This window comes from Bacillus kwashiorkori (assembly GCF_001375515.1).
In the GTDB taxonomy this organism is placed as follows: domain Bacteria; phylum Bacillota; class Bacilli; order Bacillales; family Caldibacillaceae; genus Bacillus_BK; species Bacillus_BK kwashiorkori.
In genome coordinates this window covers 113,074-128,378 of the sequence record NZ_CTDX01000009.1, presented here as the reverse complement: position 1 = coordinate 128,378, position 15,305 = coordinate 113,074, and the positions used below count along the sequence as shown (strand labels likewise).

Annotated in this window: 11 protein-coding genes and 1 pseudogene; 3 read left to right on the top strand and 9 right to left on the bottom strand. The window is 36.4% G+C overall.

Annotated elements, in window-relative coordinates; all coding sequences use genetic code 11:
• Window positions 1-170: 170 nt before the first annotated feature.
• Together BN1242_RS02440 and BN1242_RS02435 are read left to right on the top strand one after the other, a co-directional pair.
• Window positions 171-1,523, top strand: coding sequence for a hemolysin family protein (locus BN1242_RS02440; protein ID WP_062350823.1), 1,353 nt, complete (start codon window positions 171-173; stop codon window positions 1,521-1,523).
• A gap of 525 nt (window positions 1,524-2,048) precedes the next feature.
• Window positions 2,049-3,224, top strand: coding sequence for an FtsW/RodA/SpoVE family cell cycle protein (locus BN1242_RS02435; protein WP_062350821.1), 1,176 nt, complete (start codon window positions 2,049-2,051; stop codon window positions 3,222-3,224).
• Window positions 3,225-3,261: 37 nt separating this feature from the next.
• On the opposite strand, the gene BN1242_RS02430 is transcribed toward BN1242_RS02435, so the two are convergent.
• From BN1242_RS02430 to BN1242_RS02405, 6 genes are all read right to left on the bottom strand, one after another.
• Entirely contained in the window at window positions 3,262-4,158 is an 897-nt protein-coding gene (locus BN1242_RS02430; RefSeq protein WP_062350818.1) for an HAD family hydrolase, read from the bottom strand.
• Window positions 4,159-4,548: 390 nt separating this feature from the next.
• Window positions 4,549-5,373: a carbohydrate ABC transporter permease gene (locus BN1242_RS02425; protein WP_062350816.1), complete on the bottom strand. Its 825-nt coding sequence runs from the start codon at window positions 5,371-5,373 to the stop codon at window positions 4,549-4,551.
• A 262-nt stretch (window positions 5,374-5,635) separates the two neighbouring features.
• A complete protein-coding gene (locus tag BN1242_RS02420; protein WP_062350813.1) occupies window positions 5,636-6,613 on the bottom strand; it encodes a carbohydrate ABC transporter permease in 978 nt (325 codons plus the stop codon).
• A 50-nt stretch (window positions 6,614-6,663) separates the two neighbouring features.
• Complete coding sequence (locus tag BN1242_RS02415; RefSeq protein WP_062350810.1) at window positions 6,664-7,935, bottom strand: ABC transporter substrate-binding protein; 1,272 nt, start codon at window positions 7,933-7,935, stop codon at window positions 6,664-6,666.
• Window positions 7,936-8,964: 1,029 nt separating this feature from the next.
• Window positions 8,965-10,617 (bottom strand): hypothetical protein, encoded by a 1,653-nt coding sequence (locus BN1242_RS02410; protein WP_062350807.1) that lies wholly within the window; start codon window positions 10,615-10,617, stop codon window positions 8,965-8,967.
• Window positions 10,618-10,809: 192 nt separating this feature from the next.
• Window positions 10,810-11,592 (bottom strand): ABC transporter ATP-binding protein, encoded by a 783-nt coding sequence (locus BN1242_RS02405; protein WP_062350804.1) that lies wholly within the window; start codon window positions 11,590-11,592, stop codon window positions 10,810-10,812.
• Window positions 11,593-11,824: 232 nt separating this feature from the next.
• Between BN1242_RS02405 and BN1242_RS02400 the strand changes: the two genes are divergently transcribed.
• Complete coding sequence (locus tag BN1242_RS02400) at window positions 11,825-12,172, top strand: hypothetical protein (protein ID WP_062350801.1); 348 nt, start codon at window positions 11,825-11,827, stop codon at window positions 12,170-12,172.
• A gap of 271 nt (window positions 12,173-12,443) precedes the next feature.
• On the opposite strand, the pseudogene BN1242_RS02395 reads toward BN1242_RS02400, so the two are convergent.
• From BN1242_RS02395 to fabG, 3 genes and pseudogenes are all read right to left on the bottom strand, one after another.
• A pseudogene (locus BN1242_RS02395) lies at window positions 12,444-12,638 on the bottom strand (zinc ribbon domain-containing protein); the annotation flags it as partial.
• A 57-nt stretch (window positions 12,639-12,695) separates the two neighbouring features.
• Window positions 12,696-14,192 carry an acyl-CoA synthetase gene (locus tag BN1242_RS02390; protein ID WP_238985071.1) on the bottom strand — a complete coding sequence of 499 codons (1,497 nt, stop codon included), beginning with the start codon at window positions 14,190-14,192 and terminating at the stop codon, window positions 12,696-12,698.
• A gap of 329 nt (window positions 14,193-14,521) precedes the next feature.
• Window positions 14,522-15,262, bottom strand: coding sequence for a 3-oxoacyl-ACP reductase FabG (gene fabG, locus BN1242_RS02385; protein ID WP_062350793.1), 741 nt, complete (start codon window positions 15,260-15,262; stop codon window positions 14,522-14,524).
• Between the last annotated feature and the right edge of the window lie 43 nt (window positions 15,263-15,305).

Here is a 15,305-nt window from a genome sequence, read left to right as displayed (position 1 = left end):
AAATCTTAAATTATTCGTCTTTTTTTCTAAAAGTATAGTAAAATAAAATAAAGAGGTGATTGCTATACACTTATAGACACTTCGTTAAGATTTTCGATTAAAATAATATTAGAAAAGTTTTAGGAGGTGACTCCCTACTCGCCTCATTTTGCGAGTTATGGGAAATTTTATTGGACGATATAGTAGGCCTGAGTTATATTGTCGTATTAATCGCACTCACTGCATTTTTTGTAGTTTCTGAGTTTGCGATTGTTAAGGTCCGTAGTACAAGGATTGATCAATTGTTGGAGGAAGGAAAAAGAGGAGCGAGCTCTGCAAAAAAAGTACTTTCTAATATTGATGAATACTTGTCAGCTTGTCAATTAGGGATTACAATTACTGCTCTTGCCCTAGGTTGGATGGGAGGGCCCATAGTTAAAGCGATGATTGAACGGGTAATTGGGGAGCTGACCCTTTCTGAAAGTGTTGTTAACGGGATTTCTGTTGGAATGGCCTTTGCCATATTAGCATTTATCCATGTTGCGATGGGGGAGCTTTCTCCAAAGATGTTAGCCATTCAAAAAGCGGAAAGAATTACGTTACTCGTTTCTAGACCGTTAATTTGGTTCTACACCATTATGTACCCGATTATTTGGCTTTTAAACGGAGCTGCCCGCATTTTCACAAGACTTTTAGGGTTGAAGCATACCCCTGGTAATGACAATGCACATACGGAAGAAGAACTGCGCCTCATTTTATCGGAAAGTTATAAAAGCGGAGAAATTAATCAATCCGAATACAAATATGTCAATAAAATCTTTGAATTTGATAATCGGATTGCAAAGGAAATTATGGTTCCCCGAACTGAAATTGTCAGTTTATCGATTGACGATACGTATGAAAACTTCTTGAAAATTGTTCGTGAAGAAAAATTTACCCGTTACCCGATTATAGATGGGGATAAAGACCATATTATCGGGCTTATAAATATTAAGGAAATTTTAACTGCACTTATAACGGGGGAAAAACTTTCAAAAGAAATGATAGAAAAATATGTCCGCCCAATTATACGCGTCATTGATTCTATTCCAATTCACGATCTTTTATTGAAAATGCAAAGAGAACAAATTCATATGGCTGTTTTATTAGATGAATACGGCGGAACATCTGGTCTAGTGACGGTAGAAGATATTGTCGAGGAGATTGTCGGAGAAATCCGTGATGAGTTTGACTTAGATGAAATTCCGTTAATTCAAGTAATTGGTGAACATCATTATATCTTTGATGCGAAAGTTTTAGTCAGTGAAATTAATGAATTGCTTGGAATAGATATTGACGATGAAGATGTTGATACAATTGGCGGCTGGATTTTAACAGAAAATTTTGAGGCTAAACAAGGTGATGTTGTAACATTTGCGAATTATCAATTTAAAATTTTAGAAATGGAAGAACATCATATTAAATATATCGAAGTGAAAAAATTAGAAACGAATAGGGCTATACAGCCGATCAGTATGCAAACGGCAGATTCAAAAGCGATGTAATTTGTTGAAATTTGTTATCTTTTTAGAGTATCGTCATCTCCCACTTAATGGGAGATTTTTTATGTGTTAAAATGGAATAAAATATGTGCGGTTCACATGTAAGGATTTCGGCATTTATTTCGGAATTGTTTTACTGATTGCTACCTGATTGGACTGGAACAACAGTAATTATTATTGAAGTTCGTTCTAGTTTGTTGTTCGTTGTATAGTGTAGACTATGTGAAATTGTTTATTGTTCGTGGCGGTTTAGAACCGCTTGCAGTCAATCTGCAACGTCTATCATGGAAGGTGAAAAGGATGATTTCCTTACATTTCCGATTGTAACAACTCATTTATTTTGCTAACATTAATAAATTGATAGTGGATTTTTGTCTGTTGATTATCATGAAGGAGAAATGATGAGCTGTAGAAATGATTTTTTCTTAAAGAATGTAATGAAACAAGCTATAATAAGATAGTTATGTAGCGATTTGAAATTGTTACGCTTTTTCAATAGATTGGTTATAGATATTGCAGGTGAAGCAAATGGTAAATGAAAAAAAACGAGCAGATCGGTTTGACTGGACGTTGGCGTTTATACTGTTTTTATTTTTTATTACGAGCATTGTTGGTATTTCTAGTGCTCAAACAGATGCCCAATATCCAGGGAATTACCTTTTTATGCAGGCAGCCTATTATGTTATTGGGGCTATCATTATTGCCTGTGCGATCATATTTGATCCAGATCAATATAAAAAATTGGCATGGTATTTGTACGGCTTCGGTTTATTCATGTTGATTGGGCTCCACTTCGCCCCAGAATCAATTGCACCTCGTAAAGGCGGAGAAATTGGTGCGAAAAGCTGGTTTCAAACACCGTTCGGAAATATACAACCTTCCGAGTTTATGAAAACATTTTTAATTATTGCTTTAGCCCGATTAATCGTCGACCACCATGAAAAGTATATTCGGAAATCAATAAAGACGGATTTTTTCTTGTTGGCAAAAATTGGTATAACTGTTATAGTGCCAATGTTCTTCATTTTGAAGCAACCTGATTTAGGTACAGGTCTCGTATTTATCGCCATTACAATTGGAATTATTTTATTGTCTGGCATCTCCTGGAAAATCATTGTACCTACTTTCACTGTTGGTGCGGTGGCTGGGACGATTATTATTATCATTATGTTGTACTATCCAGATTTGTTACGGGAACATCTAAGCGGATATCAGTTTGGACGAATTTATTCTTGGCTCGATCCATATAGCTATTCTTCCAATGAAGGACATCATTTAATTAGTGCATTACAGGCCATCGGTTCGGGTGAAATTTTTGGTAAAGGGTACTTCGGGAAGGAAGTATATGTTGCCGAGCGCCATACGGACTTTATTTTTAGTGCGATAGCAGAAGAATGGGGATTTATCGGAGCTAGCTTTGTAATTAGTTTATATTTTTTACTAATATACCATATGATAAAACTTTCATTTGCTACTAATTCACCATTTAATGCCTACGTTATTGCAGGAGTCATTAGTATGATTACATTCCACGTCTTTGAAAATATTGGAATGAACTTACAATTGGTACCAATCACTGGAATTCCGCTTCCTTTTTTAAGCTATGGTGGTAGTTCCTTAATGGGGAACATGCTCGCCATCGGTATCATCTTCAGCATTAAGTTCTATCATAAAAAATACATGTTCTCCAGTGATGACGAATAACGAAAGGTTGGGGACAGTCCCCCACTACACTAACGCGTTAACGCGGTGAAGCGGTGGGGGACTGTCCCCATTCCTGTACGATGGATAATATTTCGCTTGTTGAGTGGATGATGTGGTCAGGGAGCCCGTTAGCTTTTTTTAGTTCTGCGATAAGTTCCGGACCATTCCGTTCTGTACGTTCCTTTTGCTTACTATCCTCGCTCGCCAGTCGGTTTTCCACTATGTTTCTATTTAACACCATTTCTTGCTGTTTTATTTCCTCCTTCCACTTTTTTGCACTTAATAATTGTCCGTCATATGTTTGCATTCTCTGTACCGGCTTAATCGACTGTAAATTTTTTGGCAAGTCTTTATTTATCCAAATTGAAATACTGCCGAATTCGTTCGCTAACATAACATCATGATCAATACGATCACCAACATGCATCAATACATTCCCTTTTTTTAGTAAAGTACGGAATATCCCTACATCCGGCTTTGCATACCCGACGTGATCAGGAGTTATTATTTCATCAAACAAATAGTCGATTTCCAAAGTTTCCATCACTGGTATTTGATAATCATAAAATCCATTTGTAACTGCCGCCACTAAAAAATTATCCACTTTTAGCTTCTTTAACACTTCAGGAATGATTCGTTCAAGCAAATATACTTTAGATGGTGTCGCAAATGTTCTTACTAACTTAGCTATATTTATTTCAATGTTTATACCTTCATTTATTAAAAATTCATCTAACATGTTTTGCCAGTCATAGGCTGCGACGAACTCTTTCTTACCCATTCGTCGATAATGCTCTGTCACTAACGCCTTAACAACTTCAGCAGAAGGTTTTTTCTCTTTTACTTTCCTCTCAATTTCAGGAAATACCCATTTGCTAAAGGGATTTTGCATTAATGTCCCGTCCAAATCAAATGTAATCCACCCTTTTTTCATATACTAAACCTCCAGTTGGTATTGATTTCCAACCATACTAATGTGGATACTTCTTTTTTGATACGTCGCCATACTTATTATTCTTACCGTGGTTTTGCGTCTACTAGAGGCAAATAACCTCCCCTGCTACGGATGTGCCTCGACCTTTGCAATTAAGCCCATACCCAACACGGTTACGCTTCCCATTCTGCAATACGATGATGCCCCTTCTTCTATCAAATACACCCCTACATATCGTGATAATGCTCCTTCTCGCCCAAATATAACTTTCACAAACTGCAGTTACACATCTTTAATTCTATTAGACATAAAAATGCAATTTATAGCCATTAGTCACTCACCATTACAGTTCCAATTTTTTTGTAAAAACACCTTAGCATGAAAGATTCATTATTTCATCGCCCCCGATGTTAATCCATCAATGAACACCCGTGATGCAATTAAAAAAGCGATAAGAAGTGGTAACGAAGAAATGGTTAGCCCAGCAAATAGTAAATTCCATTCCGTATCATACTCCCCGAATAAAGTCAGCATCCCTAATGGTATTGTCCTACTTTCCTCACTTCTAATAAAAATAAGTGGGTAAAAAAAGTCATTCCATACATTTACTAAGTTTAAAATCCCAACTATTGCAATCGGTGGTTTCATTAGCGGCAATACAATATGATAATAAACTTGAAATTCATTACAGCCGTCTAGTCTCGCTGAATGTTCAAAGTCTTTCGGAATCGTTCGAAAAAAGCCGTAAAATAAAAAAACAGCAAACGGAATTCCTCCTGCACAATAAACAAAGACGAGAGAAAAAATCGAATTTAGTAACCCGAAGTCCCGCATAATTAAATATAGTGGAATGATCGCCAATTTCATCGGTAACATCAGCCCGACCATGAAAAAAAATAGCACAGCTCCATTCCATTTAAAGGAATATCTCGCCAAATAAAACCCCGCTAACGAAGAAACAAAGATAACAATTGTTACAGAAAGTACACTAACGATAACCGAGTTCCAAAAATACCCTGAAAAGTTCACCTTATCCCAAACATCGATATAATTTTGAAAGGAAAAGGAAGTAGGCAAGCTTAGTGGTGAAGTGAAAATCTCCAATTTCGTTTTAAATGATGACGTGATCATTAAAAATATCGGGTAAAAAAAGGTAAATGTAAAAAATAATAAAATCGCATACTTTAACCCTTGCTGATACCATTTTGTCCGCACCGTTTTACACCCCTGTCTTGACAAATTTTTCCGCAAGTTCAAGCGAAATAACTAAAGAGTGACCGTACAACAATTGTCCTAAAAACGCGAAATGAAAAGGAGGAAAGCGTCCGCCTGTTCCTGTCGCTGAGATTCGTCACAAATAAATTTGAAACAAAAAATCAAGACCAATCTTTTAACATAGACACCCTTGAAACCGATTTTTCACTCTGGTGAATAAAAATAGCTGTATTTTCAGGGTAGCTTAATTAAAAAATATACCTCATCTTTGAAAATCCTTTTTCTTAAAGTAAAATAGTAAAATCGCTGTTGCACAGGCGATAATCATAAAGAGAATAACCGCTACAGCCGAACCTAAACCGATAGATTGTCCACCGTCAGCAGACCCGAAAGCTAGCCGGTAAAAATAAGTACCGAGTACATCAGTAGAATAATATGGTCCTCCTGATGAACCTTGCATTGCATAAATAAGTTCAAATGTCTCAAAGGAGCCTATAAATGTTAAAATCGTCATAACCATAATGGCATTCATCGTCATAGGAATCGTAATTTTCGTTAACATTTTCCACCCGTATGCCCCATCAATTTTGGCTGCATCAAAAATTTCTTTATCAACTGCTTGCAAACTTGCCAAAAATATTAACATAGAAAATCCAATTCCCGCCCAACTGTTAACTAAAATAATCGTCATTAATGCGGTATCTGTACTACCAAGCCATGGATGAGCTAAAAAGTCTAAACCAAGTGCTCTAAGTAATGTATTTAATGCACCTGTTGTCGGGTTCAAAATTAAACTGAATAAAAAACCAATTACAATGACGGATAACATTTTTGGTAAGAAAAAAACGGTCTTAAAAAATTCTCTCCCTTTAATTCGGCTATTAATAATTAACGCTAAAAAATAGGCAATCATTAATTCAGAAAATACGTTCACGAAAAAATACGTCCAATTATGTTTAAACGCATTTAAAAACGTGTTATTGTGTGGTTTTTCTGTCAACAGTGTAATAAAATTTTGCAGGCCGATAAAACTGTCACGGTCAAATCCGTTCCAGGAATAGAGGCTATTAATAACTGCGGACATTAACGGGTAAAATTGAAAAACTCCGTATATGAGTACCGCTGGCAATAAAAACAAATGCACAAGATGTTTTCGCCATTTGAAGTTCTTTTCCCGCTTCGGCTTCCCATCATGATGACTAAGTTGATCCACCTCACTATGTATCACTTCCTGCTCCATCAAAACTCCCTCCCTTAACTCAAGGGGGACTGGGGGACAGTCCCCTAATGTTAGTTTGATTGGCTACGTTCGTAGTTTTCCTGGGCTTCTTGAATGACGTCCTCTAATGTTATTTCACCAAGGTACATGCCTTGCAATGCATTTTCAAAGGTTGTTTTCGTTGTTGGCTCTCCTTCACCGAAGTGGACGAGCATTAAATATGGTGTAAAACTTTTCTCCATATCTTCCGTAATTTGTTTTACAATCGGATGTTTTGGTACGACCCCTGTTATCGCACTTAAGCGATTCACCTCATCACTAAACAGTTGGCCGAATTCCTTAGATGCTAAGTACTGTAAAAACAATTTCACTTCTTCTGGATGTTTCGTATTTTTCACCCCAGCATAAGAACCATCAACCCATGTCATCACATTTTTCACACCGTCACTGCCAGCAAAACCGGATATCACTCCCAAATCCATATTTGGCGCAGTGCTTTCAAATGTGGCTAACCGATAATCACCGTTAATATACATCGCTGCTTGTTCTGAGAAAAATAAACTTTGTGCATCATTATCTTCTAAAGCGATAAAATCCTTTGGAAAATATTTCTCTAAACTTTGCATTCTTTTTACAGATTCAACGAAACGCTCATCCTCTAACGTCGTTAGTCCGCCTACAACATCCTCCACATATTCATTCCCGTTATAGGCAGAAGGCGCAATAACCCCATGTGTCATCGATAGTAAATAAGCCGCACGACCTGATTGGGCAATCGGGGTAATACCTGCTTCCAACAACTTTTCATTCACAGCAATAAATTCATCCCAAGTATTTGGTACAGATATTCCATGCTCTTCAAAAATTTTCTTATTATAAAAAACTACCCCGGAATTTAAAGAAAGTGGCACTCCATACACTTTTCCATCACTACCGCTCGCGGCATCTAAATACACCTTTTCAATATTTTCGATTCCCTTTAAATCATCCAGGGGCATTAAATAACCATTATCTGCTATCGTCGTTGCACCAGAGTACGGTCGTAGTTGTATAATATCCGGTCCTTCGCCTGACACAAGTGCATTCGTTAAAATCGTATTATATTCCGTAGACTTATATGGTTGAAACTCAACCTTAATATTTGGATGTTTTTCATTAAATTGCTTAATGGCCTTTTCATACATCGCTCTGTCTTCTGGACGCCAACTGTACATCACCAACTTAACTTCTTCATCTCCCGACTTTTCATCGCTCGTCTTTTTTTCCTCCTTACTATTACAACCCGAAATAACGACTACCGCTGATAATAAAAGTAGGAACAACCATTTTAACTTTCCTCTCATTTCCATCCCTCCACAAATTAATATTGAAATCGGTTTCATACTGGCCTACTGTTACAATGTTCAAAGGTTCATAGCTTCCAAGATAAAATAATGCTAGTTTCGTTAATTTAAATTTATTCATGAAATAATATTTCATTACTAAAATATGTCCACTAATAAAAGTTTTTTATTATCCAATCATAACCTCCATTAAAGTGTCGCTCGTGTACATTTTAATAACCTCTTAAAAAACACCGTAAATATGTATTTAAAATATTTATATATATGAAGTTAAATTGTCTTTATAGTAGAAATGTTATTCTGGTGGGGATTTCGTTGGTGGATTTATGTCAATATTTAATACCGAAGCCGATATCCGTTCATTTGGGAGGGATCAAGCTTTCAGTCACTTGATTCCAATGGGGTATGACCTCCAAAAATTTGATTGGGTTACAGCTTTTGGAAAAAGAATTGGTAAAATTATTTAACGTGGGAATGATAAAAGGAGCTAGCGATGTAAATTAAGAATTTTTAGCTGTTTTCTCTACTGAAAAAGGATCGGAGCGATTTATCCATAAGGATAGTTGTAGTGATCTATTATTTATGCATCATCCATTATTAATGGAGTGCAGGCTTCCTAAAGGTGCATGGGGTATAGGATTTTTACAAATAAAAAAATCTCACAAGTAAAATGGTAGTTACAAAATAATAGAGCTTGAAATCAAAAGGTAACTGTAACAAGTGAATTAGTACTATTCATAAACGAGGCTTTTAGTTGCAATCGTGATAAAATCTGTTCGATTGTTAGTCTTATTTACGTACTAGACCATGTTCAGTTACCTCCGAAAACAAAGCTCTAATTTATTGGTTCATATGTCCATGCAAAACTTGGACTATCACCTAAATTTTTCCGTAAAAACCTTTGCTTATTTTACATCTTTTTCCTGCCAAGAGCACTTCTAAGAAATTCCAACTAAGCAACAAAATGCTCCTTTTCTAAGAAACTACCATCCTCTGACGTACTCACAATTCAATTTTTCATGACTCTTTTCAACTTTCTCTTTGCACTTGCTCCCAGCTAACTTTTAAACTTACATGCCATATCGAAACTAGGACAATGAGAACCGCCAACATGTACAAATAAACACCATATTCAACGAATGTGCTCATATAATGTAAGAGCCAAAAAAGCGGAACAATTAAAAATAACAAGACTGCCTTCAAATTATCATTTTGACTAGCTGCAGTAAAACTTTCCGAAAATGGTAATGATTTTTTTAATAGCAAGAAGCAAATAACAGTATATACACACGATGTGAGAAAAATAACTATTAAATCAGGGATTATTTTAAACCGAAAAAGATACACAAAAATAATGCTAATAAAACTATATAATGGTAAATATAGTTTTACTAAAAATGCTTTAATCGTACCCGAAAAAACGTAGCGTAAGTCGGTAAGCGGGGCAGCCTTGTATATCCAAGCACCTTTATATTTACCTGAATATCGCAACATTAACACGACTGTGGGAATGATTAACATTGAAAAATATATCGATAAATACCATTTACTATCGAAAATATCGGCAAAGTCTAACATCATCCTTTGATTTATGATAAAAATAAATGGAACAATAATCGAAAATCCGAGGGACGGATACACTTTTAACTTAAAATCGCGCTCACTTTTCATCATTAAGCTAGCGAACCGAAAAAAGCTTGCCTCCAACGGGTTCCTGCAGAGAATCCTTGTTAATTTCTTGTTAATTGTATTCTTTCTTTTCCCCTTTTGCACAGTCGTAGTAGATAATTTTTCCAAATTCCTTTCAAAAACTGGTGCCATGTGTAAGTAAATGTAAAAAGACAAAATTGGCATGATTACCGCTAAAAGGGAGAAAACAATTAGTATCGATTGCCAGTTTCCGTTTAACACCGATTCATAAATGGATGCAAACCACATCGGCACAATAGCCACATGCCACCATTCCACATGTATAACAATGGTTAAATCAATTAACTCAAAGGAACGGATAAGCAATTGATAACCGATTAAAATCGATAGTGATAACCCGATTTGTACATAATTAATAATGTCTTTCAACTTTTCCCCATCGAAAAACTTTAAAATGGCTAAATATATTAACGCTGTAAAAACGACGATAAATAATGACAAAAATATTAAATTAAACAGGGAAATGAGGAAAAAGCCAATCCCATGTTTGAATAAACCGACAACAAGGGGAATCCCTGCTAGCGACCCCGTTAAGTAAATTAAGTAAATGATTATATGTATCGTTTTTGCCATATTAATCGTTTTTTGATTAATCGGTTTCGACTGTAAAATCGACTTATCCCGTAAATCCAATAACACAGAGGAAAAATCCGAAATCATCGCCGTCATAACGAAAAACATAATCATCCCGAATACTAAACTCATTTGGAATAAATAATTATCGCCCATTACAATAAAAGGAATAAAAAACAAACTAAAAATCGCATAAAATAGGAGCGAGCTAATAAAAACATTCCGCTCCTTCTTTTGTTTTTGACTTTGGTTGCGTTGCTGGAATATCGTTGGTACCCTTCGCCCATCCAATGTTAATTTCACTTGCAATATTTTACGCATCGCGCGATAATCAACGCCGAATTTTTCAAATATACGACTAAATGAATCAAGTAACTGAAGAACAAAAAAATCTTTCACAAAATCACCTCACATAGAATGATCTCACTTTGACAATCCAGGACATATATCATTGACTTTACATCCTTCTATCAAACTATTTCCACTAAATACGTAAAACTTGTTACCTTCTTACTGTATGATTTCCGAGACATTACCATTCTTCCCGCGAGCTCAGACAGCAACAATAGGCTACCTATTTCTCTCGTTATCCTAATTCTCCGTAACTAAATGAACAAACTTCTGTCCTATTTCTTCATGATTCGTAAAGCCCGTTAATTGGTTGAAAATTTCTTCCAGTGTACCTTGCTGGGCATTTTTCTGTTTAATTTCATCAAAAGTTCCATCCGCTACAATTTTTCCGTCATTTAATAAAATGATTCGATTACTTATCTTTTCTACGACATCCATAATATGGGAAGAGTAAAAAATGGTCTTTCCTTCCTTTGCCAATTGAGCAATTATTTCTTTAAAGATCATCACACTATTTGCATCTAATCCATTAATCGGTTCATCTAAAAACAGTAAATCTGGATTATGAAGCATACTCGAGATAATTAATATTTTTTGTCGCATCCCTTTAGAATAGGAGGCAATCCGTGTATGGAACACTTCCCCAATACCAAATAATTCCATCAACCCTTTTGCTTTATACTCCGCTACATCTTGAGAAAGACCATATAGTTCACCAATAAATGTTAAATATTCTTGACCAGTTAAATTATCATATACTTCCGCAATTTCTGGGACATACCCGATGTTTTTCTTATATAAACCGTCATTATGCCGTATATCTTCGCCAAATATTTTTACCTCTCCTGAATAATCACTTTCAATCCCTAGTAATATTTTTACGGTAGTACTTTTACCAGCCCCGTTTGGACCAATATAACCGATAATTTGGCCGCTACCTACATGTAAATCAATTCCTTTTAACACTTGATTTTCCCCGTAACTTTTTTGTAAATTTTTTATCGATAATATTGCCTGTTCCATCATACACTCACCAAACCTTCCACGTTCGTATCTAATTATCTTCTATTTTCCCTACGTAAAGTCCTTCTAAGGAAAATAATTATCCCCTTTTTTGAAAATGTTTCCAATCAATTATCTTTATCCGTTATAATTAGAATGTAACTATATTTACATTTTTTGTTAAAATTTATACTATTTGCCCGCTACATTAAAAAAGACATTCGCTAATATTGCCTTCGTTGCAGTTGAAAACGTGAAAGTTATTGGCAAAGTGGCAAAAGGGGAAATGACCGTTCAAGAAGGGTTAAACAAAATGGAGCAAATTGTTGTCAGTACGGTTGCAGGTATTGCTGCAACCGCAAAAGGAACTACTATTGGAGCAACAGTCGGTTCTGTTTTCGGACCTGCTGGTGTTGCAATTGGCGGCTTTATCGGTGGTACGATTGGTTATACGGCAGGATCTGCAGCTGGTGAAGCTGTTGTAAAAGGTGTACAAAAAATTAGAGAAAAGGCTCGTGATGTAGTTAAAAGGACAGGAAACCGAATATTGACTGGTACGGTAAATGTTCTAAACAGTGTAAAAAACCTACTATTCACTTAAAAAGGACTTAGCCATGTCACGCATTACTAATTAACTTGTTACAAAGGGGAGTGCTTAATACAGGCACCCCCCTTTTTTGTAAAGCGAGTTTAGGGAAAAAACCTTAACAGATAGTGCAATCTTGCTACTTACAGCCTTTTACCAAGTGAACTACCCACCACTTAGTTAACCTTACGGTCTACTTGAAGTGGGGGCTTCTCGACTTATCGTTGCTTTTACTAGCCAACGAAAACTGACCGAGCTAACCCTCTTGTTCCAAGAGTTTTGTTACTTATGATAACGCTAATAAGCGTAATCCCTCATTTTTGATATTGATGGCTGAATTATAGTCACGATCTGCAACGTAACCGCAAGAACATTCATAGGTGCGTTCAGATAGTTTCATCGGTTTTTCTGCACCACAACAAGAACATTTCTTTGTGGAGGGGAACCACTTATCCATTTTCACAAGTTGTTTCCCTTGTTCCATTGGGCTATCACCCTTCACATTCCTTGAGGATGGGAGACTTCTTTCGGAAATCCGTTAAATAAACTGCTCATATTCACTTTGCAGAGCCTGCTTACTAATTTTTCCAACATGGGTTTTTGGTAGTTCATCTAAGACATAAAACTTTTTCGGAATTTTATAGGAAGCAAGTTTATAAGAACAATGCTGTTTTAACTCTTGTTCGCTAACAGTCGCGCCTTTTTTCAACGTAATAAAGGCAGTTATCACTTCTCCCCATTTTTCATCAGGCAGACCAATTACTACCGCTTCATTTATTGTCGGATGTTCCGCAAGCCAATGTTCTATCTCCAACGGATAGACATTTTCCCCACCGGAAATAATCATATCTTTTTTTCTCCCGACAATATAATAAAACCCTTCCTCATCTTTCCGAGCTAAATCTCCAGTATGAAGCCAACCGTCTTGCAACGTCTCTTTCGTTGCTTCCGGATTATTCCAATATTCTTTAAAAACATGACCCCCTCTAATTAGCAGTTCCCCTACTTCATTTATCCCCGCTTCTGAGCCATCGAATTTCATTATTTTTACGTCATTTAACATCATTGGCTTGCCAACGGAACCACGTTTAATTAGTGCAGCATCAGGTGTAATAACAAAATTATTAGGTCCAGCTTCGGTTAACCCGTACCCTTCTTTAAATGGAAGTTTTTTTCGAGCGAAATGATCATAAATACTTAGTGGGCAAGGGGCACCACCAGAAAGAAACACTTTCATATTGGAAAAATCTAAGCTCTCAAACTCTTTCGTTTGTTGCATCATATGGTACATCGTCGGAACAAATAAAGCAATGCTACATTTGTATTCTACTAAATAGCGGAGTGCTGCCCCAGGATCGAATTTATTGCCAACAACTACCGTTCCGCCATTAAATAAAATGGGAAAGGAAAGTGCATTAATACCCCCAGTATGAAACAGGGGCATATACGTTAATGTTATTTCTTCATTAGAGAGCCCCCAGCTAATAATCGTATTAATGGCGTTCCAAAAAATCGCTTGATATGTCAATACTACTCCCTTTGGTCTGCCGGTAGTGCCACCTGTATAAATAATGAGCCACGGTTCGTTTTTCATCATCGGGTTATCATCTGTTAGATTCGTTTTACACCTTTTCACCGTCTCATTGTCACAACTCCAGTTGGCATCGGTTAGTTGCACTTTATTTTTTACCGGAAGCCGTTTTGCCATCTGTTGGAATTTTTCATTGTATAACAATACTATTGGTGAACAGTCTTGTAAAATATATGTCAACTCATATTCAGACAATCTATAGTTTAACGGCACAAAAATGGCACCGATACTCCCACAAGCAAACATTATTTCAAAAATATCAATTTGATTTTCGACAAGTACGGCCACTCTTTCCCCTTTTTTTATGGGAATACTTTTTAAATATGTCACCCACAATGCGACACTTTCTTCCAACTGCTTATATGTTAAAGAACGATTATATTCAATATCAACTAATGCTATTTTTTCAGGATAAATACTTGCTCGCTTACCGATCCAATCCACTCTCGTCGCTCCCTTCATTCCTATTAAGCTAATTGTAAAAATAATAGTTACAAAGCAGTTACATAATCTATCCTGAACGTGTTAACTAATGGAGGAGAAGACTATAGAAAAGAAATGTGCGGTACAGGAGGACGTACAGAAAAGAACAAAAGGCAAATAAGAAAACATTACCTCTTCTCATTTGCCTTTTTATCATCAGCTTTTTGGTTAACGCCATTCATACGTAATCGTTAATTCATAAATTACACTTAATTGTTATTTTCTGTCCATTCTTGATTAAACCGTAATGAGGTTCGCACTTTTAACCGCTTTAAAATACGCTCATAATCTTACATCATGATTCCCCCATCAACATGCAATACTGCACCGTTCACATAATCTGCTTCATCTGAAGCGAGGAATAGATAGGCATTCGCGATATCCTCTGGTTTTCCTAGCCTTTGAACGGGTATCATCGATTTGATCGATTCAATTACTTTTTCTGGAACAGTTGTAACCATACTCATTTCAGTAAAGCCTGGTACAACGGCATTGGCTCGAATACCTTTACGTCCTAGTTCCTTTGCCCATGTTTTTGTCATACCAATAATTGCAGCCTTTGCAGCGGCATAGTTCGTTTGTCCAACATTACCATATACACCAGTGACAGACGAGGTGCTAATAATTTTTCCACCGCCAGCCGCTACCATATGCGGTACGACCGCTTGTGTACAATGAAAGACACCAGTTAAATTTACTTGGATGACATCTTGAAAATCTTTCTCAGACATTTTGGTAAGCATGGCATCACGGGTAATCCCAGCGTTATTAACGAGTATATCAATCTTTCCAAACGTTTCAATTACTTTTCCCACTAATCGATCTACTTGTTCACGATTGGATATATCCACTTGGATAAAAGATACTTGGGCACCGGCGTTTTGCAGCTCACTTTCCGCGTTCCTCCCTTGTGCTTCATTAAAATCGGCAATCACGACTATTGCTCCTTCTTCACTAAATCGTTTCGCTGCAGCAAAGCCAATACCTTGTGCACCACCAGTAATAATAGCAACTTTGTCTTTTAATCTCATATAACCTTCCCCCTATTGTATAATAGGCAACCTGCTCGAAAAA

What these genes read in the sequence shown, in the direction of transcription:
- BN1242_RS02415 (WP_062350810.1), bottom strand. Translation starts at nt 7,935, where the DNA reads ATGAGAGGAAAGTTAAAATGGTTGTTCCTACTTTTATTATCAGCGGTA.
- BN1242_RS02420 (WP_062350813.1), bottom strand. Translation starts at nt 6,613, where the DNA reads ATGGAGCAGGAAGTGATACATAGTGAGGTGGATCAACTTAGTCATCAT.
- BN1242_RS02405 (WP_062350804.1), bottom strand. Translation starts at nt 11,592, where the DNA reads ATGGAACAGGCAATATTATCGATAAAAAATTTACAAAAAAGTTACGGG.
- fabG (WP_062350793.1), bottom strand. Translation starts at nt 15,262, where the DNA reads ATGAGATTAAAAGACAAAGTTGCTATTATTACTGGTGGTGCACAAGGT.
- BN1242_RS02435 (WP_062350821.1), top strand. Translation starts at nt 2,049, where the DNA reads ATGGTAAATGAAAAAAAACGAGCAGATCGGTTTGACTGGACGTTGGCG.
- BN1242_RS02430 (WP_062350818.1), bottom strand. Translation starts at nt 4,158, where the DNA reads ATGAAAAAAGGGTGGATTACATTTGATTTGGACGGGACATTAATGCAA.